Origin of the sequence: Paenibacillus pasadenensis (genome assembly GCF_023715725.1) — a bacterium.
Lineage (GTDB): Bacteria > Bacillota > Bacilli > Paenibacillales > Paenibacillaceae > Paenibacillus_O > Paenibacillus_O pasadenensis_A.
Genome location: NZ_JAMBOT010000001.1, coordinates 554653 through 579512 on the forward strand (window position 1 = coordinate 554653; position 24860 = coordinate 579512).

Genomic DNA, 24860 nt, shown 5'->3' on the forward strand with positions numbered 1-24860 from the left:
GGCTCTTTGTCTGACTTAAATAGGTGTTGATTAACCGCCAGAAACGGCTCCGCCTTCCATTCCGCCGCCCATGCTGCCTTTTGGATTCGTCTTCAGCTTTTGCAGCAGCGCGTTGCCCTTGACCGCCCATTCCTTGATTCCTTCATCAACGGTCTTTTTACCGCTCAGCACTTCCTGGAAGATTTGAGACCCGATGCCCTGCATCTCATAAATGCCAGGCTTTTCGCGCGCAATGCGCTCAAACGCATCCGTCTGGGCCGGAATCGGCTTTAACGTGGTGAATGCTTTCATGTTGTACTGCATGCCGTCAATCGGCTTGATGAACTCTTGACGCGCCGGAATCTCATAGGTGCTGCGGGATTTCAGCTTCGCCCAGTCGCGCCCGTTCAGGAATTTGATCAGATCCCAGGCTCCGTCCGGATTTTGCGCTTTGGCGTTAATGCCCATCGCTTGGCTAAGATTAATATTGCCGCCGACTCCCGGCTTCTCTTCAAATACGGGAACGGTCACAACATCCCAGTCGATCAGTTTAATCGACTTGTTCGTTTCGGAGGCGTTTTTGGCGTTTCTCAGTTCATTGACAAAATAGTAGTCGCCAATAACCATGCCCAATTTCCCTGAATTGAACAAATCATTCATGTAAGGATTATAACCGGCCGAGGATTTCTCCGCTGCCTTGCGCATCTCATCCATAATTTTCTGGGAGTCCTCTGGACTCGGAACGACTTTATCCTTATACAGCTTAATCATCGTTTCCCAAGCGTCTTTCCAGGCCGTTCCGCTGTCAACGAGCATTTTTTCACCTTTGTCGTCGAACACCTTCAGCCCTAGTGGAGCAATGTAGCTTTGAATATCGTTATACGCATCTCCGCCCCAGCGGTTGAATTGGAGACCAAACGTCTGATCCTTTCCGCTGCCTTTGGATATTTTGCGCGCCAAATCGAACGCTTGGTTCCAGGTCATCCCGTCTGCAGGCGGCTGGACTCCCGCGTCAGCGAATATCTTTTTGTTATAAAACAGAGCGGAGCTTGTAAACGTTGGCGTCAAAGCGTATATTTTAGAATCGCCGGCATCCTTGATTCCATCAATGACGGAAGGCACATAATCGCTAATGTCGAACTTATCCTTGGCGATAAGCGGATCGAGCTGCTGCAGCATTCCGTCCTGCGTCAGCCGCGACAGCTGCGGGTAATCGATGACAACTACGTCAACCGGATTTTTACCGGTGAGCATGTCTTTCATTTTTTCGTACGGATCGGGCTGTTTCTCGTTCGGCTGTCCGGAATAGTTCATCGCGTTATAGTCGTTGGCGTACACAATTTCAAACGTGACGTTTTTGTTCATCAATTCATACGTATCCGTGAACTGCTGACGGAACCAGGTCTCGTTGTCCGCCGAGCCGTACATCATGCCGATGCGCACAACGCTCGGCTCTTTCTGCTCCGAAGATTCTCCGCTGCATCCTGCGATAACGCCGGAAGCCATAACGAGCGACAGACCAAGCGCCGCCCCCCGGCGTGCCTTTTTACCTTTAATTGAACTCACTGCTGTTCCCCAATTCATGCTTGCTCCCCCTCCAAAAGCTTTGGTTTCGTAATAATGATGCGTTCTCCATCAAACTCCATCGATGCTTTGCCCGTAATGCCCAGCGCGGTTAAATATTCCTTTGGCACCTGCAGCCGGCCTGCACGGTCCACGACGGCGTAAGCCTCATGGACATCCTGCAGCCCTTCTTTGGCAAATCCGGCCGCATCGTCGAGATGCGTGTTCCGCCGGAGAAACTCGGTGCTCGTCAGGCCGTCGCGAATCGCCACAACCCGGTCCACCTTGCCGGCCAGCGACAAGTCATGGGTAACGATGACAATCGTCAGGCCAAGCTCGCGGTTCAGCGTGCGGAAAATACCCATAATCATGTCGCTGGTGCGGCTGTCTACAGAGCCGGTCGGCTCGTCGGCCAGCAGCATTTGCGGGCGGTTGGACAGTGAGATCGCAATGGCAACCCGCTGCTGCTCGCCCCCGGACAGCTGATGAAGCTTGTTGTGCATCCGCTCCTTCAGGCCGACCCATTCCAGCAGCTGACGGGAATAAGCGCGGTCTACTTTGCCGCGAAGCATCATGGGCATTTCGACATTTTCCAGAGCGGACAGATAAGGCAGCAGGTTGCGGGCATTGTTCTGCCAGATGAAACCGACCGTCTCGCGTTTGTATTTAACGAGCTGTTCATCGGTAATCTTGAGCAGATCCCATGGCCCGACATGTACGCTGCCGGCGGAAGGGCGGTCTAGGCCGCCCAGGATGTTAAGCAGCGTTGATTTGCCGCTGCCGCTGTTGCCGATAATCGCCATCAGCTCGCCGTCTTTGACGCTCAGGTTGAGCCCCTGCAGAGCGACGACCTCGAGATCGTCGGTTTTGTAAATTTTGACGAGACCCTCGCATTCAATCACGGCACATCACCGCTCCTCTCCCATCTTGACCGCCTGATGCACTCTCAGCCTGCGGATATGCAGCATGAGCAGCAGCGCTCCGATCAGCATCATGACGCCGACAACAGCGTACAGCTGCATCGTGTCCTGATTGTTGAACACAACGCGGAACGGCGGAACGTTGCCGGACATGTTGTCGGTCGTTTGCAGGAACGGCAGGAACAGCAGGCTGGCGATTTTGCCGATGAGCACGCCAAGCCCGATGCTGAGCCCCGCTGTGAACAGCTGCTCAAGCAGCAGCATGCCGGTCAGCTGGCGCTTCGAGAGACCCATCGCCCGCAGTACGCCAAACTGCACAACGCGGCCGGACAGGTTGAAGAACCAATACAAAATGTAGCCGGTGAGCGTAACGATAACCGATACGAGGAACCCAAGGCTCAGAATGCCGAATACTCCGCCGCGCGTCGGCAGTTTACTCTGCGTAATAAGCGCGGTTCTCACATCTTTGACGCTTGCCAGCTCGATGCCTTCTTGCTGCAGCTTTTCCATGAGCGGAGCGACCTTTGCCCCCGGCTTCATTTTGAGCCAGACATCGTACGGAATGATTGGCACCTGATCGTAAATGTAATCGAGATTGGCGATGATGAACGGTGATTTGTCCGGATACTGCGCCGGCCAGTAAGGCAGGATGCCGACAATCGCAAAATCAATCATGCCATCGCTAAGTCCAACGGAAATGGTGTCCCCCGGTTTAAGCTGGTACTTTTTCGCCATTCCGGATGGAATAAGCGCTCCAGCACCTTCGGCATAAATGCCGAGATTGTTCAGATACACGTTCGGGTGAACGGGATAGAGATCTCTGCGGAACCAGCCCACATCATCAAAATCAGTATTGTCGATGCCCATTAATGTGCCCTGGCCAATGGATCGGCCGGATACGACAATGTTGCCTTTTGTCTGCAGCACGCGGGCAGCAGCCTCTACGCCGTCCAGAGAGCGGAACAGCTGGAACGGAGGCTCGGAATAGCGAATTTTGGTCGGGACGGGATTGTTGCCGCCGCCACCGCCTCCATTTCCGCCATTACCTCCGCCGCCGTTGCCGCCACCATTGTTGCCGCCATTTCCGCCATTTCCGCCATTTCCGCCATTGCCCCCATTGCCGTTGCCGTTATTGCCTTGGTTAGGAGGTAACTCGGCTGTGCCGGGCCAGACTGTCTGCAATACTACGTCTGTGCCGTACTGATAGAGCGTGCGCTCCGTGGAGTTCAAGTCAATCGTACGCGCAGCGGAAGCGTTGTACACCCCAAGACCGAGCGTAAGAATCAGCAAAATCATCAACGGATAATAACCTTGGGAAGAGCGGGACAGCTGGGTCAGCGTTAAATACAGCGGAACCGGCAGCAGCTTGCGGCCCAGCCAGTTAAACAGCCGGAGCAGCCATGGGAACAGCCTTAGGAAAAACAGTCCCAACGAAAAGATGGCGAGCGCCGGCACAAAAAATAGAAACGGCTGCACGTTCAGCTGATCCGTTGTCATGCCCGTTTTGATCGTCAGCATCTGACGTTCGTTGAACATGTACCAGCCATAACCGCTTACCCCGAGCAGCACGATGTCCAAAAACCAGCGCTGCCAGAATGGAGCTCGGTCGGAGCGCGCCAGCTTCTGTTTGTAGCCTACAATAGAAGCTCTTGCATAGATGACCGCCGGGATAACGGTTGCCAGCACGGCGAGCAGCACGGCTGCGCTTCCGGCAATAATAGCGTCCGTCGTAAATCCGATCGGAATAGATTTGCGGTCGACAAACTCCAGAAACCCGTTTGCCGACCCGATGCTTCTGGCCATGAACCAGCCAAGCAGCGGCCCAAGCACAAATGCAGCGCCGCCAAGCAGCAGGCTTTCCACTAAATACAGCCCGATAATCTGCCTCGTTCCGGCTCCGCGGCTGCGAAGAACGGCGATGTCGCTGCGCTGTTTATCGAGCGCTTGACGGGCGTTCATCGCGATAAAATAGAACACCATCGCAATCATCGGTGCTGCCAGCGTGAACAGCATCGTTTGCAGCTGCAGGCTTGTCGTGCGGAACTCTTGCAGCATTTCAGCAAAGCTGATTTCTACCCGCGTATCAGGGAGCTTCTGAAACAGCTCGATATTGAGCCGCTCCAGCTCCCGGGTCAGCGGGGCCAGCTCGCTAGTGCGGATTTCCCGTAAATCAAACACGTAGTACCAGCTGGCGCTGTGCAGCGGAATTTTTTTGTCAGTTAGAATGCTCTCGGACAACGCGGACTCGCTCGTAAAGAAAGAGCTCATCATCCCTTCCAGCCCTTGGTACCAATACGGATCGGTATCCTTCAGCGGCTTGAAGGTGCCGACGATTTTGACGCGCAGCAGCTGTTCGGAGCCGTTGCCGTAGGCCGGATAGAGGAATACGTCACCGATATGCATATCGGCCCGGTACAGCGCCTCCTCCAGCACAACCGCCTCGATGATGTCGCCGTCACCTTTGCCGGGCACGAACCAGCGGCCTTGCGTCAGCTCGCCCTTATCCTCCAGCCCGGACAGAGACTGAAGCGCGAACTTGCGGCTGACGCTGGCGCTGACCTTGGACGGGTCCTCCGGCATAATATCCGCGCTGCGGATGGAATAACTTTTTGTCCGCGTATCAGCGGGAAACCCGATTATTGAAGGCACTTCTTTTCCTATAAAATCATTCACATTGCCAAGCGCCGCCAAATCGGTCGGCCCGGGACTGGCATTGTAGCGCATGAGCAAAGAGCCGGCTGGCAACCCTTCGCTTTTTTCTTGCAGCGATTGAGTAACCACCCGCTTCAGCGAGCCGTCCGCATACATCGGAATGCTCACCGCAAATGCCACCGCCAAAATCAGACCCGCCAGGGAGCTAAGCGTCAGCCAGCGCGTGTTCCACATTTTGCGGAACAGGAATCGGAGGAGCAACACGTTACCTGCCCACCACTTTCATTCCGGGCTCAAGACCCTTTAAAATTTCCACGACGGTGGCTGTCTGCTCCCCGACTTCCACATCCACCTCCCGCTTGGTCTCGCCCTCGACAACCTGCACATAGGTGCGGGAGCCGATGCTGCGAAGCGCGGACGGCGGAATAACGATCGCGTTAGGCTTGCTTTTAACGATAATGCTCACCGAAAGCATCGTCCCGCGCGCAACGTTGGCAGGCATTTTGTCCAGCTTAACGAGCAGGAAGTCATCGGGAGTCTCCGGTTTGTTGGCCCCGTTTCCGCCGCCGATGCCTCCATTGTCCTCTTCTTCATCGGGCTTAGGCACCGGGAGAGCCTGGACTTTGCCGTTTGCAGTGCCAGCGCCGTTAATCTCTACGGTCGCTTTCATGCCAACCGTCACCTGCTCCAGCTCATCCGCCTCCAGCTTGATCGCTGGCGTCAACTGAGAGGTATCGGCAATGACGCAAATCGGATCATACGCCTTGACGGCATCACCTTTCTGGACCGGCAGCTGTACGACCGTGCCGGAGAATGGCGCGGTAAGCGTCGCTTGGCTGATTTCCTTTTCCAGATCGGCAATCGCCTGGCGTTTCTCTTCAAACGCAATGACGGCAGCCTCAAAATCAACTGGCGGCATCTCATCCTTTTTGCGCAGCGTTTCTTTCATCGCCACCTCCTCCTTGCGGAATTGGAGCTTCTGGTCGCGCACCTGCTTCTGCAAATCCTCGACATCCAGAGAAGCGATCGGATCCCCCGCTTTCACCTTCTGCCCTCGTTCTATGTACAGCTCCTTGAGTCTTTTGCCGTCGATTGTATAATACAGCGTCTCCTCGCGCATCGAGATGAGCTTGCCCGTCGCTTCCACGCGAGTTTCAAGCGTCTGGGTCGTTACCTCGTACTCCGGCTTTTTGGAGATTTGCGGCGGAGCGATAGTCGGCAGCTGCTCCTCCACCTGCTCGGCCGGCAGCAGCGAACAGCCGGACACCGCCAGCGCGCAGCCCAGCAGCAGCGCTGCGGCTCTTTTAGATGAACGTGCCGTCCACCATTTCGTAAACATGATCAGCAACCTCCAAAATCGTGGGATCGTGAGTCGTCATGCAAATTGTGACTCCCTCGGATTGAATCATCGTGCGAAAAACATTCATAATCTGAGCGGACATTTGACTGTCCAGCTCCGCCGTCGGCTCATCCGCCAGCAGTAGCCTTGGCCGGTGGGCAATCGCTTTTGCGATGGCGACACGCTGCTGCTCGCCGCCGGACATCTCGAACGGGCGGTGTTTCATCCGGCGTTCAAGACCGACCAGCTCCAAACATTGCTCCACGCGCGTCTTCCACTCATTGCGCGGCGTTCCAGCCATACGCAAGGACAATTCAACGTTCTCGTAAGCAGAGAGCAGCGGCATTAGAGCGAACGCCTGAAAAATAAAGCCCATGCGCTCCCGCCTAATTACGGTGCGCCGTTCGTCGCCAAGCTGATGGATTGGCATGCCGTCAAACCAGATCTCACCCTCACTCGGCGTATCCAATCCGCCGATCAGGTTAAGCAGCGTCGTTTTGCCGGAGCCTGAGCGGCCCTTCAGCATAACGAGCTGATGTGGAGACACAGTCATTGTGATGCCCTTAAGCACATGAACCGGGGCACCCGAAGCGGGAAAGCTGCGATGCACCTTGTTTACGCTCAGCAGCGGCTCTGCGGCAAACGAGCCTTGCGGCTGTATGCTATGCGCCGATTCAAAAGAATCAGCAGCCGTTTCGCTGCGAATCGCATCTGAAGCTGCATGACTGCCAGTCTCCTTCGATTGCGGTTCAGGTAGAGGCTCAGCCGATAACAACGTTTGTTTCTTTTTCCAGATCATGCTGCAGCTCGACCCTCACTTTTCTCATCTTTCTCATTTTCCATTATGACGGATGAATGATCGCAAAAGTTACACTGAAATACAGCAATATGTAAATAATTCCGCAAATAAGTTCAAAGGTCCTAATTTTCATAGGGATGAGCTTTCATTCATGCATCTTTAGGCCTTGATTGAATTGCATCTATGATTTGTTCATTCGTTCAGATAGACTTATGCGCTCATAATCTGCAGAAGCAGAATGTGAGAATACGTTCATTTTCAACTGGAAATAATCGGATTGAAAAAGAGCACTCTCAGCGCTTTTGCGCTGCAGGTGCTCTTCTATCAATCCGGCGGGTTTACGTTTGCTATTAACCGCGGTCAGCCGGAAACTCCAGTCCAATTTGGCGGCGAGCCTCATCCAAAATTTCCATGACGGACAATGAAAGCTCAAACGTGTTGATGTCGGACTCCGTTTTGCCTTCCGAAACAAGCCGGACGAACTCCTGAATTTCATAGATCATCGTGTTTTCTTCCTGCGGCTGGGTCAGCTCCTCTTCGGGGCGCCCGTCGCGGTACTGCACACGAACAGCGTTAGGCTGGCTGATCCGCTCAATCAGCATTATGCCGCTCTCCCCTTGAATTTCGGAGGGCAGATAGGAGTCGGACAATTTGGAATGGGTGACCACGGCGTCCATTCCTTTGTAGCTAAGCAGCAGTCCGCCCCGCCCGTCTACGCCGGATTCCATCATAACCGCGCTGGCCTGAACTTTCTCCGGCTTGCCAAATAGCGCTACAAGCGGGTAAATGCAATAAATGCCGATGTCGACCAGAGAGCCGTTGGACAGCTCCGGCTTAAAGGCGTTTAGAATCTCTCCTTCTTTATAACGGTCGTAGCGCGAGGAATACTGGCAGTAGGACGCAAAATACTGGCGGATGTCGCCAAGTTTATGAAGATTGTCGCGTACTGCGGCAAAGTTCGGCAGAAAGGTTGATTTCATTGCTTCCATCAACAGGACGCCGTGCTCGCGCGAAGCGGCGATCATTTCCTTAAGCTCGCGGGTATTGGAAGCAATAGGCTTTTCACACAGCACATGTTTGCCATGCTGCATAAATAGAATTGCTTGCGGCGCATGGAAGGAATTCGGGCTGGCGACATACACGGCGTCGATTGCATCGCTGGCCGCCATCTCTTCAAGATTGGTAAAGCGCACCGGAATTCCGAAGCGGTCCGCAAATTCAGCGCCGCGCTCGGCGGAGCGCGAGTAATGAGCTGCAAGCTGCAGGCCGGCCACTTTGCGCGCCGCGTCGACGAACGTTTCTGTAATGAAGTTGGAGCCGATGATGCCGATTCTAAGCAAGGTATAACTCCTCCAGTCTTAATGTGTGTCCTATTAGTCTATCACAGGCTGTACCGGTTGAAGCAAACTCAGCGTGGAGCATAGCCCGCGCTCTCTCAGCTGCAAATTAATTTTCATTTAAAAGACGGGCAATCTCTCCTTCGATTTGTTCCGGCTTGTCCGTAGGCGCGAAACGTTTTACGACCCGGCCTTCCCGGTCGACTAGAAACTTTGTGAAATTCCACTTGATCGCCTTTGTGCCCAAAGCACCTTTCGCCCGGTCCTTTAAATGCCGGTACAGAGGATGGGCTTCGCCGCCGTTAACATTGACCTTTCCGTACAGCGGGAACGTAACGCCGAAATTCAGCTTGCAGGCTTGCTGAATTTGACTATTGTCTCCTGGCTCTTGATTAAGAAATTGCCCGCATGGAAACCCGAGCACGGCAAGTCCTTTGTCCTTGTAATCCTGATGCAGCTTCTCCAGTCCGTCGAACTGAGGCGCGAGACCGCATTTGGTCGCTGTATTGACGATGAGCATCACTTTTCCCTTATAAGGCGTCAGCGTTTCTTGCTCCCCTTTTGCCGTTTCAATACCAATATCATAAATAGACATGGCTTATCACCCTTCTCCATCAATCTATATCTGCTTCCCGAGCCAGCCCCGATCCTCCAGCCAGCTGACCGAAAGCTCGGCCCAGCCGACGGCCCGGCGATCATCAGGCGCGAGTCCGATGCCGTGGGGACCTTTTTCGTACACATGCAAATCAAACGGAATTCCATGCTGCGCCAGCGCCGCTGCAAAACGCAGGCTGTTGCTGACCGGAACAGCGGCGTCTTCGGCCGTATGCCAAATAAACACGGGAGGCGTATCCGGGTTCACCGCCTCGTCAGCGCTGAGCAGCGCCTCCAGCTCCTCGTCCGGACTGTCGCCAAGCAGCAGCCGGCGGGAACCGGCATGTCCAATGCCGTCCCTCATGCTTATGACCGGATAACAGAGGATAAGCGCATCCGGCCTGCAGCCGTTTCGGCTTACCGGATTGTCCGCCAGCGGATCTCCGTCGTGGAAAAGCGTCCCGGCGCTTGCAGCCAGATGTCCCCCGGCAGAAAAACCGAGCAGCGCTATTCGTTCCGGATCTACGCCCCATTCTTCCGCATGATGCCGCACGAGACGAATCGCCTGCTGCGCGTCATGCAGAGCGCTCGGATACGCATATGGCGCCACCCGGTAATGCAGAACAAACGCATGAAATCCTTTGGAGCGGTACAGCTCTGCAACAGGTTCCGCCTCATGCGCGGCCCGCATCCCGTACCCGCCTCCCGGACAAACGATAACGGCGCCGCGTTTGCCGCCGCCCTCCGCCGCCGGAAAGCGCAGCAGATGCGGACGATCCTCTTCTGTCTCGCCCAAAGCTCCCGGCGCTCCCTCCGGCCATAGCTCAATTCGCTCCATGAATTCCACTCCTTTACGCTATGAATTCACCTTGATCCTCTCATTATAAACCGGAGGCGGCACTTGTGCCTCCCTTCTGCTATTTCCTTGGAGAGTTCAGACCGCTGTATGGACACTAAATAAATACAGTTCAAGCGGCTTCGTCATCGGGAGCTGCGAGTTAATCCATATGAATCTCATATAAATAATTAAAAGTGACGATAATATCTCTTTCAACTAAATTCCATTAGGGGCGTATGCTTTTGAAAAAACTTCTTAAATTATTATCCACTTTCATCCTGATGGTCTTCTACCTGTTTGTCATTTGGATTGTAATCTACATCGCCCTGGACAAACTAAGCTCTGCACTAACATCTAACGATATCCGTTTCGCTTCAGTTGACGCCGTCTACAATATGTTCCTGCTAAGTATAGTTGTAGGTTTCTTTATTTCTGAAGTTATCGTTGGATTAAACCTATGGGTTTGGTACAAACGAATCAGAGGTTACAAATGGATTTTTGTCCTTCAAATTGTCATGGTGCCAATTTGGTTTTATGTAATTAAAAAAAGCGAATCAGTGATTCCCTTTGTTAAGAATTGGAATACATCCATTTTTTAGTGAGACTTACTTCTTCTACATTAAACAAAAAAAGCGCAAGCCCCTATTAAGGAGCTTGCGCATCATCCTTCCGCTTTTATCCTACGTTGTACACAACAGGGAAATGCTCCCCGGCCATAATCTCGCCTTCTTTAACTTCAACATACGGGATCATCGGATGGGCGCTCGTAGGCGCGTACACGGTGTGGCCCGGCATATAGTGAACCGCGAAACCTCTGCGTTTCATCTCTGAACGGTTATGCGGGCTGCCGTGCCAAGTCAGGCTGTGATGATAACCGACCTGACCTTTTTTAATCTCGAACGGCACAGCCTTCACCTCGGCGCCTTCTGGCAGAAACCCGGGCTGGCGGTGATACGGCATGAATTTATCGTCGCTGGCCATATATTTCTGCTGGTCGCCCCACTTGTGGCTGCCCGGAACCATCCACATACAGCCGTTCTCGATAACCGCATCGTCAAGGGCAATCCACGCACTGACGAGATCGGCCGGCTGGATAACAGGCCAAAGCGGATGATCCTGATGCCAAGGCGTCGGTCCGCCCGTAATAGGCGGCTTATATTGAATCTGGTCATGCCAAATGCGAAGCGTATCCGTTTTGCACAGCTGCGCAACCTCCTGGCAAATGACCGGATGCGCGCACTGCTGCATATAGGCATCACTTGCCATCCACGTATTCACGATTTGAATAACCTTTTCGGTGACGCTCATCTTCATTCCTTTGTAAAGGGCATCTGCTTCCTCTGGACGCATATTATGCTGAAGAACCGGCTTTTTGACCGTTTTGCCTTCCAAAATAAGATCCAGCTCTTCACGCAGATGATCCACCTCGGAAGCGCTCAAAATGACGTCGCCCTTTAAAAATCCATTTTGCTCAAATTCGGCCAGCTGTGCAGCGTTTAACATACTCTTGCACCTCTCCTCGGGTTTGATTATGATTTACTGATACCATCATAATGGAAGCGCATACCGATGTATTTCCTGAAACTTAAGCTGTTATTTGCGCTTTTTTAATATCGCGGGAGAGGGGCGAAGCTTATGGCCTCCATGATTCTTTTGGATAAAATCGCGCCTGCCGTTAACTTTGCCATGAGACAAATTGTGGAAGCAGATGAGAACTGGGGCGTTCGAATTATACCCGACTGTCAAATTCTGAATGTCGTTGCAGGCTGTGCCGAATTAAACATTGACGGAAAAACCTATGCGATAAAGCCGGGACAATGCGTTTACTACGGGCCGGAATGCCAAACCTTCTTAAAAACGACGGAACGAACCGAGTTTTACAGCATTCACTTTGACTGGAACCGCGAATCTCCAGAGCCTGTTCACCCTGGATTCGGCATTAAATTTTACGACAATTGGCCGCCAAGCGGAGCGCCGGACTTGCCCGTGCTGACCGCCGGAACTGCGAATCAATTGTCTATTCCAACGTTATTTGAAGTAGCGGGAATTGAAGCAATTTGGGCCAGAATCGTTAAGGAGTACAACGAGGAGCAACCCGGATACTCCACTGCTATGCGCGCTCTCATGCTGCAGGCGCTCACCGTCATTTTCCGGAATTTATATAAAGGAAGCCGCGCGGACCGCCCTAACAGCAACATTGAGCCTGCCATTCAAGCGATGCAGCTGCAGCCCGACCGCAACTGGTCCGTGGCGGAGCTGGCCGCTTTGTGCGGCTATCATCCCATTCATTTCTCCAAACTATTCAAGCAGGAAACAGGCATGACGCCAAAACCGTTTATTATTCGGGAGCGGATCAAGAGCGCCAAGCAAGCGCTGCTGCGGGGAGAAAAAATGGAGCCGCTTGCGCTGCGGCTCGGGTTCAAAAGCGTTCATTATTTTAGCCATCAATTCAAGGATGTGACGGGCCTAACCCCTTCCCAATTCCGAATGATCGGCAGCAAAGGGCCGGAGTCGGAGGGGTAGCTCCGATAGATCAGCTTAACCTCTCCGGCAGCCGCGCTTCATTTTCCGATGGGTTGGACCGGCCGGTTGTGCAGCAGCATACGTTCAAGCTCACTCACGATCAGGTCAGGCTCAGTGAACAAAATGTTGTGGCCGGGAACGCGGCGCTTCCACCAACCGACGATTCGGGAGCGCTGCTGCGGATTCCCTGTGCGCGGCGGAGATTGCGGGGCGGATACGGCGTTCTGCTGCGGTTACGACGGTTCCTGTGAGGATGCTTACATCCAATTCGCCGAGCTGCGGCGGTTCAGCGCGAAGCTTGGCCAGCTCTTCCAGAAACGCCGTGTGCTCCGCTAGCATCGCTCGTGCCGCTTTCCTTGTAAAATTTTCAGAAGCAAAATCGGCCTTTGAATCGCATCGCTCATCTGACGGATCGACCAGCACCAATCCCCTAATGCGAGAAAGGTCAGCCGCCGCGGCAGCGCGCACAATCGGGCCGCCCCAACCATGACCGACGAGCAGAAACGGACCCTGTCCGAGCTCCGTCAACAGCTCGCCCATATCGCCAGCCAAACGCTCCATCGTGGGCGAGGTCTGGGATCAGCATCGCTGCTCCCAATGCCAGCGCGGTCGTACACGACGGTTCAGGCCAGCCGAGCCGCATCTGGAACAACCTGCCCCCACACCGATCCGGACAACCCCAATCCGGATTCGAATACAACCGTCAGCTCTCCGCTATCCTTTACCCTATAATGCAGCTTCCTACCTTCTGCCGTTTGGAAGTAAAAGCTTTGTCCGAGCGAGTGCGACTGTTCAGCGTGTATGAGTCTGAAGCCTCCGTGAAAGTGTTGTTGGCATGTCAATTAACCGGATGAAGGCTGCGTGACATGCCACGGGCAACAAAGAAGTATAGGAGGGATAAAAGTAGGTTTAATCCACTGATAAGATAAATCTTTTAACAGCTCTCCGAGCAAAAATTGGCCTTTGGCATCTAGCTGCATCCTCCATTTACCGCTTTGCACAGTAAACCCCTCATTAACCATAGAGACAGCTTGATCATAGGAAAATTCAGGTCCTTTATTCTGCTCAATACTGACCAATTTCTCCTCAAATATTCGCTGCTGTTGCAGCTCCCTTTCTTCCGTCCATTCCGAATCAAATACATTGGAGAAATCTAGCCCTTTCAACTTGAACTTTTCAACGAGCTCTTTGAATAGTTCGGTTACGTATACGTAGGTAGTCGCCCTTTCTTTATATTTGAAGATGTAGGTATTCGGCGGGATTTTAGTGAAGTCAAACACAAGTTTATTAAAACCAGCAAAAGACCCATCGTTAAACTTTTGTATATCTGAGCGGTCCCAATCCACGCAATCCAATACATTTGTCACATTTATCGCATACAATTTTAGGTGTTTATGTCCTAGTGGCAGAAATTCAACTTCATTGTTTAAATATGGCTCCAAAACAAGCTTTACTTTTTCCGAGAATATTGGAACACCGCAAAGGTAGTGAGGAAAACAGTCATACTTCTTTTTGTATAATGTTTCGATCTCAATAAAAGTCCAATTTTGAAGCTTAGATTCCCCATCAAAACTAGACACAAAGGGATGGGTTCGATCTTTGACTGCCGCTAAAATCATGCATTTTTCACTAGTCACGTATTGATAAGCTTTCAAGATTCATCCTCCATTTTGAATTGCTCGGCTACGCTACCAGGTTTAGCGCAACTGAGAAGCGCTATTCCATCATTTTGACGAGTTCAAAATTTCTAACGCAACTGAGAAGCGTTATGACCCCATATTTTGAGCCTTTTGAGCCTTTCATTGGCTAATAAGGCCTCTCAGTTGCGTTACGTTTTAAAAATGTGAAATTTTGCCCGAATAAGCGTTCTCAGTTGCGTTAGCCGCGGCTCGTGCTCAAACTGCACCAGATAAGCCCGCTCCGGCTCGGACCCGGACTGCACCAAATCGGCACGCTTCGGCTCGGACCCCAGCTGCGCCAGATCCGCCTGCTCCGGCTCATCCCCGAACTGCATTCGGACAGCGTCCGACTGGTACGCTCCGGTCCCGACTGGCCCCCTCTAACCAGCGCCCCAGGCTCTCCCGCCGCCAACTGCTAGCTTCTCATCACCATCCGGTTGCCGGAGCTGTACCTCCGCAGTCCGCCATAGAACAGCAGCAGCGCCACGGAAACAAGCAGCAGAAGCGCAGCGGCGGTCGTTACCATGAAGCCGGTATCCCAGCTGCGCAGCAGTCCAATTGGCATAAAGCTGATAAAACCCGCCGGAAATACGGTGAACAGCAGCGTTTTGGCAAACCCTTTAAATATATCGGAAGGATAGGTCGTGAACATCACGTAACTGTTGAACAGCTGATAGGCAAGCCCTTCCGCATTGCCGATGAAAAAAGCGAGAGAACCGGCAGCCAACGTAAAAAAGAGAAAAAACAGCCCCGAAAGAAACAGAGCCAGCAAAAACCGGAGCAGTCCCCCCAGCGTATGTTCGCCAATATAAACATACATCGCTAACCCGAACAGGAAATCCCCAATTGCCATGAGCGACATGCGGCTTGCCAAAACATTCAGCAGCAGCGGCTTTGGCTGCGTCAAATAAACATCCAGCTCGCCTTGCGCAACTAAATAAGCAATGCGGTTAAAATTGCCGAACAGCATGCTTGCCCAGCCGTAGCCTCCGGCGCTTATAGCCCACAACATCATAATATCGCTCAGCTCCCAACCGGCAACAGAAGGAAAACGGCTGAAAAATATGCTCCAAAACAGAATCCAGATCGTATTGTTCAAAAACATCATTCCCGCCGTCAGCAGGAAGCTGAGCCGGAACTCCATGGCTCCGGCCAAATTCAGCTTCCAGCAGGTCAGCAGAAAAGGCAGCGTTCCTCGCAGCAAGGAGCTTCTCCGAGCCCTTTTTTCAACCGCCATTAACGTTCAGCCTCCTCACTCCCCGGGCATAAATCCAAGCGGCCAGTCCTCCCAGCAGCACGATCCATAGGAGCTGAAGCAGCAAATACCCTCCAAGTCCGGCTCCTCCGCTCACGGCCGCTTTTGCCGGAAAATACAGCACCGCTTGAAACGGAAGCCAGACGCAAATCTGCTGCAGCCAGTGGGGCATCAAATCAAGCGGAATCAGCATGCCCCCAGCGGTAAATTGCAGCTTTTGCAGCACGAACTCCAGCCCTCTCGTCTCCTCCACCCAGAAAGCGCAAAGGGCTACGCACAGATTAAGCAGGAAAGCGAGCGTAAAGTTGCCAAGTCCAAGCGCTGCAAATGCCGCCCAGCCTCCGCCGAACTCCGGCGGTCCGACAAACAACAGGCCAATTGCCGAACCGCAGGCAAGCAGGATCAGAAATCGCAGCAAGCCTTCACCCATATAGACGAAATACTGATAGCCGTTATAGGAGATCGGCGTCAACAATCGCACAGCAACACCGCCGTTTTTAACCTCCTCTTCTATTTGTGTGCACAGCCGGGGAAAAGCAAGCGAGAATGCCTCCGTCAAAACCAGATACCAGATAATATCCTTTAGCGAAAAACCACCCATTGTTGCCTGCAATCCGCCGCCCTGGGCGCTGTAGGCAGCCGTCCACAGCTGCATAAACACATACAGAATAAGGAGCATGAACATGGAGCGCATCAAAAAATCCATCCGGTAAGCCAGCTGCTGCTTTAATGTGATTCGGCCAACTGCGATATACTTAGCCGTCTTTTTGCCCAATCTGTTGAGAACTTGGCTCATGGCGGAGTACCCTCCTCAAAAACAGGGATTTCCTGGTTTCGTTCATAAAGCGTTTTAATTACCTCTTCCATGGGAGGGTCCTCGATGGTCACATCCAGAATGATGAGGCGGCTCATCAGCTCGGCCAACACTACGCCTACCTCTGTTACCGTCAAATCAACGGACAGTTTGAGCAGGGCCGGCTCAGACGGCAGCCTTTGCGTCCCGAATGGAAGCGATAATAAAGCTGCTGGATGCTCTTTGCCGGTTGAGTCGAACGTCAGCTCTGGCCCGGCGGCGTCAGGCGTTCGGATAGTCACCGTTTTATATCGTAAAATGTCCCGTTTCAGCCGCTCCACTGGCCCGTCAACCATGATGCCCCCATGGTGAATTACAACAGCCCTTCGGCAAAGGCGTTCAATGTCTCCGGCATCATGCGAGGTCAGAAATACCGTTGTGCCTTCCTCGCGGTTGAGCTCCGCAATCAGCTCACGGATGCGCTCCTTGATGATGGCGTCCAGTCCAATCGTCGGTTCGTCGAGAAATAGCAGTGCGGGACGGTGCAGAAACGAACAGGCGATTTCACAGCGCATCCGCTCGCCAAGCGACAGCCTCCGCACCGGAGTGCTCAGGTAAGGAGCCAGCTCAAACCGTTCGATCAAACTGTCGCGGCGCTGGCGGAACTCCGTCCGGTCCAGCTCATAAATTCGGCTCATCAGCTCAAACGTATCGATTGGCGGCAAATGGTACCAAAGCTGAGACTTTTGTCCGAATACCGTGCCGATCCGGTAGGCAAGCCGTTTCCGATCCCTCCAGGGCACGTAACCAAGCACGTTCGCTTCCCCGGAATCCGGATGCAGAATTCCTGTCAGCATCTTAATCGTTGTCGACTTTCCTGCTCCGTTGGGCCCCAGAAAAGCAACCGTTTCACCTTCTGCCACAGTCAGATCGATCCCGCCCACCGCCTGCTTGTCGATCCACTGCGGAGCCCATAACGAGCGGATGCTCGCGCCAAGTCCAGCCTCCTTGCGCTTGATGCGAAACGTTTTTGCTAAACCCTTCGTCTCCAGCACGTTCATCTTTCTGCTCCTCCCGTCTCTGTAATAGCGGTTCAGCTCGAATCTGGCTTTCCGAGGTGCGCTCTACGCTCCATATCCGTCAACGCCAAAAAGACCCCCGGAAAGCAGCCTGCATACTGCAGGCGGAACTTTCCGAAGGTCTTTTATCCCTTACGGTGTACGCGGCCTATCGCGCCGCGCCGGCCTCGCTCGGTTCGGCAAAGCCGGACGGCATTCAAAGCCGACCGCTTCCCGGATCCCTAGAAGCCCTTCCGTTTGATGTAACATATTACACTCCAAAAAACGGAAGGTAAAGCATTTTTTTCATACAGCTTGTTTAACTCCAACTTTAATTTAGATCTGTATCCATGATCTCAAATTCTTTAATTTTTGCATCCGGCTTCAAAATCTGTTCGGGATCAAATGGAGTTTGCGGAACTCCATTTTTGATTTTATTGACCCAATCATGATTTGCGAGAGCCCCTTTGCCTATCGTGACTAGATCCGCATCGCCGTTTGCAAGCATTTCATTCGCCATGGACGGCTCCTCTAAATGACCGTTTGCAAACACAGGAAGCTCAGCGTACTTTTTGGCTAGAGCCGCAAGCGATTTTCCGCTGCTGTCACCCTCATGTTCCGGAAAAGCAGGCTGCCAGGCTTGGTACTCCGTTACGTGAATATAGTTAAGGCCAGCCTGTCCTAATCGGCCAAATATGATTTTTGCATCTTCCTCTTTCCCTGCCCATTTATGAACAAAATCGTTAACTTTTCCTTGGGAAATGCGAATGCCGACCGTGAAGTCTTGTCCCACCGCCTGGCGGACCGCATGTGATACTTCCATCAAAAAACGTACCCGATTTACCGTAGAACCACCATATTCATCTGTACGCTGATTGCTATAATCCGTAAGAAACTGATCGAGCAAATACCCGTTTGCACCATGAATTTCCACTCCGTCAAATCCAATTGTTTTAGCCCGTACTGCCGAGTCGACAAAGCCTTTAATAACGTTTTGGAGATCTTCCTTTGTCGCTTCGCCTGGTGTCGGATAAGGGCCTTCACCTTTATAAAACGATAGCTGTTCGCCTTTTGGCTGTACGGAAGAAGGGGCCAGCGTTTGCGCGGCAAAGCGGTTTCCTTGAGAAATACCGCCCGCATGCATCAACTGGGCTATAATTTTTGCACCCGCATGATGAACGGCTCCGACAACCTTTTTCCAAGATTGTGCTTGCGCATCATTAGCCAGCCCGGGCTGATCAAAATAACCCTGGCTAAATAATTCATCCGTATAAACTCCCTCGGTAATAATAAGTCCAAACCCGCCCCGCGCAAATGAAGCATAGTAGGAAGCCATTTGATCGGTTGCCAGCCCTTCCGGAGTTGCGCTTATGCGTGTCATAGGAGCAACGGCTGCCCGATTTTTCAAGGTTGTAGAACCTAAGTTCAAGCTGTCGGTTAAAACATCTATATGAGTCATTATGAATCCTCCCGTTTATTAGACTTGAATCATCCTCCGTGGATAGGTACATTATAAACATGGCGTTTGTTTCAGTAAAATTGATAAATTAGATCATTTAATTCAATAATATTGAACTGAATCTGAATTCTAAAGTCTATCTTTTTGAAAGGCGTGAAGTAATGGAGCTCCGTCATCTCATCACCTTAAAAACGATTGTGGAAAAAGGCGGCTTTAAAAAAGCTGCCGAGCACTTAGGCTACGCCCAATCGTCCGTCACAACCCATATTAAAGATTTGGAAGCAGAAATCGGAAAGCCTATTTTTGACCGCTTGGGCAAAAAAGTCGTCCTTACCCATTACGGGCAGCAGTTTCTTCCCTATGCTTTAAAGATTATCGAATTATACAATCAAGCCTTAACAACGGATGACGAGCCGGCTGGTGAGCTCAGAATCGGGATATCGGAGTCGCTTATGATCTGCCGCGTTCCCGCTCTTCTTGTCGAGTACAGGAGGCTTTACCCTAAGGTCAATTTATCTATTAAATCGCTCGATTACCAAGATATTAGTTCAAGCTTTCAAACGGGAGATATTGATCTTGCATTAATACTGGAAAAGGATTCATGGGAAGCGGCCGACCTTAATTCGGAACAGCTTTTAAGAGAAAAAATGGTCATCATTAGTCCGCCTATTCATCAGAAGCTGGAACAGGGAGCGGTTCTTTATTCGGAACGGAACTGCAGCTACAAGGCCGTATTTAAGGATTACATTAATTTCAAACAAATGGAGGTTAAGGACAGTTTAGAATTTCAAAGTATGGAAGCAATTAAACAATGCGTCAGAAACGGCCTTGGAATTTCAATGGTCCCGTATTTTTCGGTAAAAGAAGAATTAGAAACCCACAAGCTGCGGGCTCAAGAGGTTGGACCAGAACGCCCTGCAATTTCAACTTACTTGGCCTACCATAAAGATAAGTGGCTTTCACCCGCAATGACTCGTATGATCTCTTTAATAAAAAGCCATGCAAGAAACTGGGCATAAGCCAGTTACGATTGCGGCACCGGCGCCCCTCCCAGGCAAAAAAACCCTCGGAAACAGCCCGCCTTTACAGGCGCAGCTTTCCGAAGGTTTTTAGTGCTTAAAGCGGAAAAAGTGACCTACGCCGTTTTGCCTTCCAGCAGCGCAATCAGCTCTTTGTTATCGATCTGACGGGCAAGACCTAGCGGAGTCTGGTCTGCAATCGGGTAATGTTTGTTCGGGTCAGCGCCTTTTTCAAGCAGCAGCTTGACGATATCCAACGATTCGGCAGCGACAGCCTCGAACAAGGAATGGTCGAGCTTAGGATCGGCGCCATATTGCAGCAGAAGCTGAACGGCACGGATATCGGGCTGGAACTCAGCGCTGTCATCCTCAGAAGCGTAAATTACGCTGCTTGCGTACTCCAGCGGCGTATACTCCTCCGACGTATCGCAGTTGCAATCGTTGGCATCCGCTCCGTTTTTGAGCAGCAGCTCCATCATGGGGATGGCGCGATTGCCGTTTTCGTCCACATAACCAGCCGCGCCGACAAGCGGAGCCTTGAACTTCTTCTGGCCATCCGACTTCACGGTTGCGCCGGCCTTAATCAGCTCTTCGGCAAGCAGCAGCCGGTTGGAGGTTACGGCCGTCCACAGCAGGCTGCCGTTTTGCTGCTCCAGCAAGGCTAGGTTAGGCTTGGCCGCCAACAAAAGGCCCAGCAGCTCCAGATCCGCCTGCTCCGTTGTATCATAATAATCGCCTTCGGCTGTCTCACGATACGGCAGCGTTGCAACCTCAAGCAGAGCTAACGAGCTTTCGTTTTCCATTTCTACCAAGAGATTGACGTTCGCCCCGTTGTCCAGGAACAGCTTCACCATCTCTTTATTTTTCGTAAATACGCTGTTCATCCAGGCCTGCTCGCTCAGCGCCGGCTTCCAGCCTAGCTTCAGCATTTGCTGGAGCTTATCCAGCTTGCCCGCCCATACAAACGCATCCGCCTTATCGGCCCAGCGGGTCTGCAGCTCAGCGCCGGTAAGAGCCGCGACGGTTACCTGCTTTTTCGCCGAATTCCAGCTTACTTTACTGTCGAGCGCCTCACCGATAAAACGCAGCGGCACGAGTGTACGGCCTTTCAAAACAAGCGAAGATTGGGAAAGCGGGACTGTTTCGCCGTCAACAACCGCCCAGTTCTGGCCGATCGTATGCTGGATCGTCGTAAAGCCTTTTGTAGCCGTAATCGTTTTGCCGTTTAATGAAATTTTGGCGCCAAGACCTTCAAATATTCCACGCAGTGGCACAAGCGTTGATCCGTTCACAATTACCGGAGGCTGGTCATAAGCCTGCTTTTTGCCGTTCAAATACACGCTGATTGCGGTTTCCTTCGCCGGAGCTGCACTCGCCGCCGCTCCGCCGATGCCTGTTGCAATAAAAGCGGCGGCGCTAATCGCCACGGCCATTTTTTTAAATCCCTGCATTTCTTCATCCCCTGCCCTTGATTATGTAATCTCTCCATCAACTGGAAACTACTATCCTATTATCAGGGGCGCGGTTAAACTTGTCTATCGGAATTTCTAAAGTGCTGCTTCGTATCTCGGCAGCCGTCTATCTGGCTTCTTCTCGATGCAAATCCATAGATAAGCGAATCATATCGACGCATGGAATGCCGTTTTCAACGATTGGCTCGTCATAATGCCGTACAAAAAAGTCCCGGTCCACGCCGGTAATGCGGAAACCGCATTTCTGATAAAGAGCAAGCTGGCCCATGCCGGAATTTCCCGTGCCGATTTCCAGCGTCAGCACCCCCAACTCGCGAGCCCGGTTGACCGCATGCTGCACGAGCCGTTTACCCAATCCTTGTCCTTGATGCCTCTCGACAACGGCGACATTGACCAGCTCCATTGTCCCGGGACGCGTCGGAATAAGCACGTACACCCCGACGGTACCCTCATGCCCTTCCGATAATGTCCAGCATTCGCCGCGTCCGATATAGGAAGCGACCATCTTCTCTGAAGGATCGGCAAGCAGCAGCAGATCCATCGGCGGCAAATCGCTAGGACTCAACCGGTAAAACTCAACCGTAGACATCCAGATTCCCTCCTTTTTTCAGCGGTTTGATACGGGACAAACGGAATGGAATTCTCAGCACGAGAAATTCCAGCAGCACGATGAGCCCCGCACCCGCTACTTTAGTTAAAAACCAGTCACTATAATCCATATTAAAAACAAAAGGATAAAACAGAAGCATAACAAAGGTAACAAAAGCATAGAAGGACCGCCTGGTACGGATAGCTTGAAGCAGCTCTAAAGCCCGCCATTTCAGGGCCAGCCCTTCAAATCCATAACATAAAAGCAAGACAAACACGGCATGCAGGGCAAAATAGATCTGGCCTACCGCGTGAATATAAGGCGGACGCATTTCTTCGGCATTGGCAAAAGTAAAGGCAAAAAACGGATCGGCAAGCGACAGCAGAACGAGCAGCCAGCTTAACCTGCCCGCCCATAAAAATGAAGGAATCCCTGGAGAAATTGCTCGCAGCCCCGAAGCAGCCAAAATATACCCGATCGCATCCGGCAGCACATCAACAGATCCGAGCCGCACATCAAACAGAATGAGGGTGAGCCCCCAGCCGATGCGGCGAAGAGGCCTAATCCAGCTTGGAGTCATTTTGTCTCCCCTCTCTCTTTGCGGACGAGCTCCGCAAGCTGCTGATTGGATAAGGTTTCATAGGAATAAAGCGGCAGCCGTTCAACGACCGCTTGACCGTCAGGCAGACGGAAGCTTAGCTTCAGCTCAGCCAGATCCATGACACGCGGATCGATTCCTTGCCCCAGGCTGTCCGACCATTGAAGCCGAATTGTCTCCCCTTTTTGATAACCATGCGGAAGCTTTGTTTCGTCAAGCGTTTTTCCATCCACCGTCAGCTCTAAACTGCTTTTCAGCTGCGGCGGCGAAACATCCACGTTTTCCAAGACGGCATCACGGGCCAAGGTGTCTGCATACATTTGTTGACCTCCGCCGCCACCTCCGGACTGACGCATTTCCAGGAGCTGGTTTTCCCCGCTCATCATCTCCAACGTCCCAAGAGTAACTTTTTCCGTACGGCCGTCATCATAAAAGAGAAGCAGATTGAGCGGCCCCGACTTCAACTCCTTAAACCAAGGCTCCTGCGGGTTTATTTCCGTCCAAGCTCTCATTTGCTGCTGATACACATTTTCATTATTTTTCATAAGATCAAACCGGATTTGCGGATGTCCCTCCAGCTGAATAGCGCCTACTTTGCTGCTGGCATAATTGTCTTCTATGAAATTAACGTTCAGCATCTGACTAACTTCTGAATTAATTCGCACGTTTTGTTCAAATACATAAGTTTTTCTCAGCTGCATGCTGTTCCAATAAAGGAGATTGCCGATCCAGCTTGCTCCAACGAGCAAAGCTGCTGCTGCAGATGCCGCTTTCCAATTAAGCTTCGCTTTCAAATTGCCCCGCCTCTTTTCCTTTAACCTAACAATAATAGCAGATGTGTGGAAAAAATAGATGTAAAAAAAACGCCAAGGCAGCTGCGCCTTGGCGGTTGTTCAACTTCATTCAACTTCGTTTACTTGCCGTAGCTGGCCGGATCTTCGCGCCATGCCTTCAGCGAAGCGAGCTGGCCGCTCGCCACGATGCCGCGTTCTGCGGCAACGTCAATCAGCGCCGAATAGCTGGACAGCGTCTGCAATGGAACGCCTGCTTCTGCGAATGCCGCTTCCGCGCTGGCAAACTGATACGTGAAAATCGCTACCACCGCCAACACTTCCGCTCCTGCCTCGCGTACAGCTTGAGCCGCTTTAATGGAGCTTCCGCCCGTGGAGATCAGATCTTCGATAACGACGACCTTTTGGCCTTCGGCGATACGTCCTTCAATCTGATTTTGCTTGCCGTGGCCCTTTGCTTTGTCGCGAATGTACGCCATCGGCAGGTTCAGCTTTTGCGCAACCCATGCCGCATGCGGAATGCCGGCCGTCGCCGTGCCCGCGATTACCTCAGCATCCGGGAATTGCTCGCGGATAACTGCTGCGAAGCCCTCTGCTACCAGCTCGCGAATGTCCGGGTAGGACATCGTCAAGCGGTTATCGCAATAAATAGGGGATTTTAAACCGGACGTCCATGTAAAAGGCTCATCCGGGCTCAGCGCAACCGCTCCGATGTCCAAAAGCTTGCCGGCGATCTCGCGCGGCAGTTGATTCAGGCTTACCGTTGTCATGCTTGGATCAGCTCCTCAATAATGGATTCCAGCGCGGCTCGCGGGTCAGCCGCCCGGGTAATCGGTCTTCCGATGACCATGAAGTCAGTACCTGCCTGCAGCGCCGCTTGCGGCGTCATAATGCGGGACTGATCTCCGATATCTGCTCCTGCAGGGCGGATTCCCGGCGTTACGGTCTGGAAAGCAGGTCCGCAGGTGTCCTTCACCAGCCCGACCTCATGCGGTGAAGCAACAACGCCGTCCAGACCGGAAGCAATGGCAAGCAGCGCGTAACGCGCCACAGATTCCGCAACCGTGCCCGGAATGCCGATTTCGTCGTTCAGCACTTCTTCGCTTGTGCTTGTAAGCTGGGTAACGGCGATTACAGTCGGCTTCGTTAGGCTGGCATCAGCGGCAAGCGCCTCTTCCACGCCTTCCATTGCCGCCTCCATCATGTCACGGCCGCCTGCTGCATGCACATTGAACATATCCACGCCAAGCCTGGTTACGCTCCCTGCGCCGCCTTTTACCGTATTGGGGATATCATGCATTTTTACATCGAGAAACACACGGTAGCCGCGCGCCTTGAGCATCCGGACAAATTCCGGGCCGGCCGCATAATACAGCTGCATGCCTACCTTCATGTAACAAGGTATGCCCTCCAGCTGTTTCAAAAGCGTCTCGGCGGAAGCTGCATCCGGGTAATCCAGAGCCACCATCACTTTTCCGGCTGCCTGCTCGCGGCTTATCGTTGTTGCGCTCATCGCTTGTTCCTCCTTTACGTTCACTTCTGTCAATCATTCGGGCATAGAGAAAGGCCATCCGCCGAGAGAAGCGGTCCGCCGTCCCGTTCA

The 24860-nt window shown here is 52.4% G+C and carries 24 protein-coding genes; 2 read left to right on the forward strand and 22 right to left on the reverse strand.

Going from position 1 to position 24860, the window contains the following annotated elements; genetic code table 11:
* Window positions 1-30: 30 nt before the first annotated feature.
* The 9 genes from M3223_RS02650 to M3223_RS02690 all read right to left on the reverse strand — a co-directional run bounded on the left by M3223_RS02650 (window position 31) and on the right by M3223_RS02690 (window position 11524).
* Entirely contained in the window at window positions 31-1563 is a 1533-nt protein-coding gene (locus M3223_RS02650) for an extracellular solute-binding protein (protein WP_251558655.1), read from the reverse strand.
* Window positions 1560-2444: an ATP-binding cassette domain-containing protein gene (locus tag M3223_RS02655; RefSeq protein ID WP_251558658.1), complete on the reverse strand. Its 885-nt coding sequence runs from the start codon at window positions 2442-2444 to the stop codon at window positions 1560-1562. The genes M3223_RS02650 and M3223_RS02655 overlap by 4 nt, the downstream gene beginning before the upstream one ends.
* A 6-nt stretch (window positions 2445-2450) precedes the next feature.
* Complete coding sequence (locus M3223_RS02660) at window positions 2451-5348, reverse strand: ABC transporter permease (RefSeq protein ID WP_251559796.1); 2898 nt, start codon at window positions 5346-5348, stop codon at window positions 2451-2453.
* Between the two features lie 31 nt (window positions 5349-5379).
* On the reverse strand, window positions 5380-6453 hold the full coding sequence (locus M3223_RS02665) for an efflux RND transporter periplasmic adaptor subunit (protein WP_251558661.1): 1074 nt from the start codon (window positions 6451-6453) through the stop codon (window positions 5380-5382).
* On the reverse strand, window positions 6419-7252 hold the full coding sequence (locus M3223_RS02670) for an ABC transporter ATP-binding protein (RefSeq protein WP_251558663.1): 834 nt from the start codon (window positions 7250-7252) through the stop codon (window positions 6419-6421). The genes M3223_RS02665 and M3223_RS02670 overlap by 35 nt, the downstream gene beginning before the upstream one ends.
* A 350-nt stretch (window positions 7253-7602) precedes the next feature.
* Entirely contained in the window at window positions 7603-8592 is a 990-nt protein-coding gene (locus M3223_RS02675; RefSeq protein ID WP_251558665.1) for a Gfo/Idh/MocA family protein, read from the reverse strand.
* Between the two features lie 106 nt (window positions 8593-8698).
* Complete coding sequence (locus tag M3223_RS02680) at window positions 8699-9184, reverse strand: glutathione peroxidase (protein WP_251558667.1); 486 nt, start codon at window positions 9182-9184, stop codon at window positions 8699-8701.
* 24 nt (window positions 9185-9208) lie between these two features.
* On the reverse strand, window positions 9209-10021 hold the full coding sequence (locus M3223_RS02685) for an alpha/beta hydrolase (protein ID WP_251558669.1): 813 nt from the start codon (window positions 10019-10021) through the stop codon (window positions 9209-9211).
* Window positions 10022-10696: 675 nt separating this feature from the next.
* Complete coding sequence (locus M3223_RS02690; RefSeq protein ID WP_251558671.1) at window positions 10697-11524, reverse strand: phytanoyl-CoA dioxygenase family protein; 828 nt, start codon at window positions 11522-11524, stop codon at window positions 10697-10699.
* A 132-nt stretch (window positions 11525-11656) separates the two neighbouring features.
* Here M3223_RS02690 and M3223_RS02695 point away from each other — a divergent pair, with 132 nt between their 5' ends.
* A complete protein-coding gene (locus M3223_RS02695) occupies window positions 11657-12544 on the forward strand; it encodes an AraC family transcriptional regulator (protein WP_251558673.1) in 888 nt (295 codons plus the stop codon).
* A 111-nt stretch (window positions 12545-12655) separates the two neighbouring features.
* Here M3223_RS02695 and M3223_RS02700 read toward each other — a convergent pair whose 3' ends face one another.
* From M3223_RS02700 to M3223_RS02730, 7 genes are all read right to left on the reverse strand, one after another.
* The gene (locus tag M3223_RS02700) at window positions 12656-13096 is read right to left on the reverse strand and encodes an alpha/beta fold hydrolase (RefSeq protein WP_251558675.1); all 441 of its coding nucleotides are present in this window, start codon (window positions 13094-13096) and stop codon (window positions 12656-12658) included.
* Window positions 13097-13386: 290 nt separating this feature from the next.
* Window positions 13387-14199, reverse strand: coding sequence for an imm11 family protein (locus M3223_RS02705; protein ID WP_251558677.1), 813 nt, complete (start codon window positions 14197-14199; stop codon window positions 13387-13389).
* 173 nt (window positions 14200-14372) lie between these two features.
* Window positions 14373-14558 (reverse strand): hypothetical protein, encoded by a 186-nt coding sequence (locus tag M3223_RS02710; RefSeq protein WP_251558679.1) that lies wholly within the window; start codon window positions 14556-14558, stop codon window positions 14373-14375.
* 80 nt (window positions 14559-14638) lie between these two features.
* Window positions 14639-15460, reverse strand: coding sequence for an ABC-2 family transporter protein (locus M3223_RS02715; RefSeq protein WP_251558681.1), 822 nt, complete (start codon window positions 15458-15460; stop codon window positions 14639-14641).
* A complete protein-coding gene (locus M3223_RS02720; protein ID WP_251558683.1) occupies window positions 15450-16274 on the reverse strand; it encodes an ABC transporter permease in 825 nt (274 codons plus the stop codon). The genes M3223_RS02715 and M3223_RS02720 overlap by 11 nt, the downstream gene beginning before the upstream one ends.
* Window positions 16271-17332 carry an ABC transporter ATP-binding protein gene (locus tag M3223_RS02725; RefSeq protein WP_251558685.1) on the reverse strand — a complete coding sequence of 354 codons (1062 nt, stop codon included), beginning with the start codon at window positions 17330-17332 and terminating at the stop codon, window positions 16271-16273. The genes M3223_RS02720 and M3223_RS02725 overlap by 4 nt, the downstream gene beginning before the upstream one ends.
* 328 nt (window positions 17333-17660) lie before the next feature.
* Window positions 17661-18788 (reverse strand): NADH:flavin oxidoreductase, encoded by a 1128-nt coding sequence (locus M3223_RS02730; RefSeq protein ID WP_251558687.1) that lies wholly within the window; start codon window positions 18786-18788, stop codon window positions 17661-17663.
* 161 nt (window positions 18789-18949) lie between these two features.
* On the opposite strand from M3223_RS02730, the gene M3223_RS02735 reads away from it, so the two are divergent.
* A complete protein-coding gene (locus tag M3223_RS02735; RefSeq protein WP_251558688.1) occupies window positions 18950-19807 on the forward strand; it encodes a LysR family transcriptional regulator in 858 nt (285 codons plus the stop codon).
* 116 nt (window positions 19808-19923) lie between these two features.
* Here the strand turns inward: M3223_RS02735 and M3223_RS02740 are convergent, their stop codons facing one another.
* The 6 genes from M3223_RS02740 to pyrF form a co-directional block, all read right to left on the reverse strand.
* Complete coding sequence (locus M3223_RS02740) at window positions 19924-21258, reverse strand: stalk domain-containing protein (protein WP_251558690.1); 1335 nt, start codon at window positions 21256-21258, stop codon at window positions 19924-19926.
* Window positions 21259-21385: 127 nt separating this feature from the next.
* Window positions 21386-21868 carry a GNAT family N-acetyltransferase gene (locus M3223_RS02745; protein WP_251558692.1) on the reverse strand — a complete coding sequence of 161 codons (483 nt, stop codon included), beginning with the start codon at window positions 21866-21868 and terminating at the stop codon, window positions 21386-21388.
* Window positions 21855-22448, reverse strand: a complete 594-nt coding sequence (locus M3223_RS02750; RefSeq protein ID WP_251558694.1) for a hypothetical protein — start codon at window positions 22446-22448, stop codon at window positions 21855-21857. Before M3223_RS02750 ends, M3223_RS02745 begins: the two co-directional genes overlap by 14 nt.
* Window positions 22445-23260 (reverse strand): hypothetical protein, encoded by an 816-nt coding sequence (locus tag M3223_RS02755; protein ID WP_251558696.1) that lies wholly within the window; start codon window positions 23258-23260, stop codon window positions 22445-22447. Before M3223_RS02755 ends, M3223_RS02750 begins: the two co-directional genes overlap by 4 nt.
* A 119-nt stretch (window positions 23261-23379) precedes the next feature.
* Window positions 23380-24027 (reverse strand): orotate phosphoribosyltransferase, encoded by a 648-nt coding sequence (pyrE, locus tag M3223_RS02760; RefSeq protein WP_251558697.1) that lies wholly within the window; start codon window positions 24025-24027, stop codon window positions 23380-23382.
* Window positions 24024-24770: an orotidine-5'-phosphate decarboxylase gene (gene pyrF, locus M3223_RS02765; protein ID WP_251558699.1), complete on the reverse strand. Its 747-nt coding sequence runs from the start codon at window positions 24768-24770 to the stop codon at window positions 24024-24026. The genes pyrE and pyrF overlap by 4 nt, the downstream gene beginning before the upstream one ends.
* Window positions 24771-24860 lie beyond the last annotated feature (90 nt).

Excerpts from the sequence above, each read along its gene's own strand:
- M3223_RS02735 (WP_251558688.1), top strand. The coding sequence starts at position 18,950 with ATGGAGCTCCGTCATCTCATCACCTTAAAAACGATTGTGGAAAAAGGC.
- pyrF (WP_251558699.1), bottom strand. The coding sequence starts at position 24,770 with ATGAGCGCAACAACGATAAGCCGCGAGCAGGCAGCCGGAAAAGTGATG.
- M3223_RS02660 (WP_251559796.1), bottom strand. The coding sequence starts at position 5,348 with ATGTGGAACACGCGCTGGCTGACGCTTAGCTCCCTGGCGGGTCTGATT.
- M3223_RS02665 (WP_251558661.1), bottom strand. The coding sequence starts at position 6,453 with ATGTTTACGAAATGGTGGACGGCACGTTCATCTAAAAGAGCCGCAGCG.
- M3223_RS02670 (WP_251558663.1), bottom strand. The coding sequence starts at position 7,252 with ATGATCTGGAAAAAGAAACAAACGTTGTTATCGGCTGAGCCTCTACCT.
- pyrE (WP_251558697.1), bottom strand. The coding sequence starts at position 24,027 with ATGACAACGGTAAGCCTGAATCAACTGCCGCGCGAGATCGCCGGCAAG.
- M3223_RS02720 (WP_251558683.1), bottom strand. The coding sequence starts at position 16,274 with ATGAGCCAAGTTCTCAACAGATTGGGCAAAAAGACGGCTAAGTATATC.
- M3223_RS02725 (WP_251558685.1), bottom strand. The coding sequence starts at position 17,332 with ATGAACGTGCTGGAGACGAAGGGTTTAGCAAAAACGTTTCGCATCAAG.
- M3223_RS02750 (WP_251558694.1), bottom strand. The coding sequence starts at position 22,448 with ATGACTCCAAGCTGGATTAGGCCTCTTCGCCGCATCGGCTGGGGGCTC.
- M3223_RS02715 (WP_251558681.1), bottom strand. The coding sequence starts at position 15,460 with ATGGCGGTTGAAAAAAGGGCTCGGAGAAGCTCCTTGCTGCGAGGAACG.
- M3223_RS02730 (WP_251558687.1), bottom strand. The coding sequence starts at position 18,788 with ATGACTCATATAGATGTTTTAACCGACAGCTTGAACTTAGGTTCTACA.
- M3223_RS02740 (WP_251558690.1), bottom strand. The coding sequence starts at position 21,258 with ATGCAGGGATTTAAAAAAATGGCCGTGGCGATTAGCGCCGCCGCTTTT.
- M3223_RS02680 (WP_251558667.1), bottom strand. The coding sequence starts at position 9,184 with ATGTCTATTTATGATATTGGTATTGAAACGGCAAAAGGGGAGCAAGAA.
- M3223_RS02685 (WP_251558669.1), bottom strand. The coding sequence starts at position 10,021 with ATGGAGCGAATTGAGCTATGGCCGGAGGGAGCGCCGGGAGCTTTGGGC.
- M3223_RS02695 (WP_251558673.1), top strand. The coding sequence starts at position 11,657 with ATGGCCTCCATGATTCTTTTGGATAAAATCGCGCCTGCCGTTAACTTT.
- M3223_RS02745 (WP_251558692.1), bottom strand. The coding sequence starts at position 21,868 with ATGTCTACGGTTGAGTTTTACCGGTTGAGTCCTAGCGATTTGCCGCCG.
- M3223_RS02710 (WP_251558679.1), bottom strand. The coding sequence starts at position 14,558 with ATGCAGTTCGGGGATGAGCCGGAGCAGGCGGATCTGGCGCAGCTGGGG.
- M3223_RS02650 (WP_251558655.1), bottom strand. The coding sequence starts at position 1,563 with ATGAATTGGGGAACAGCAGTGAGTTCAATTAAAGGTAAAAAGGCACGC.
- M3223_RS02690 (WP_251558671.1), bottom strand. The coding sequence starts at position 11,524 with ATGTTAAACGCTGCACAGCTGGCCGAATTTGAGCAAAATGGATTTTTA.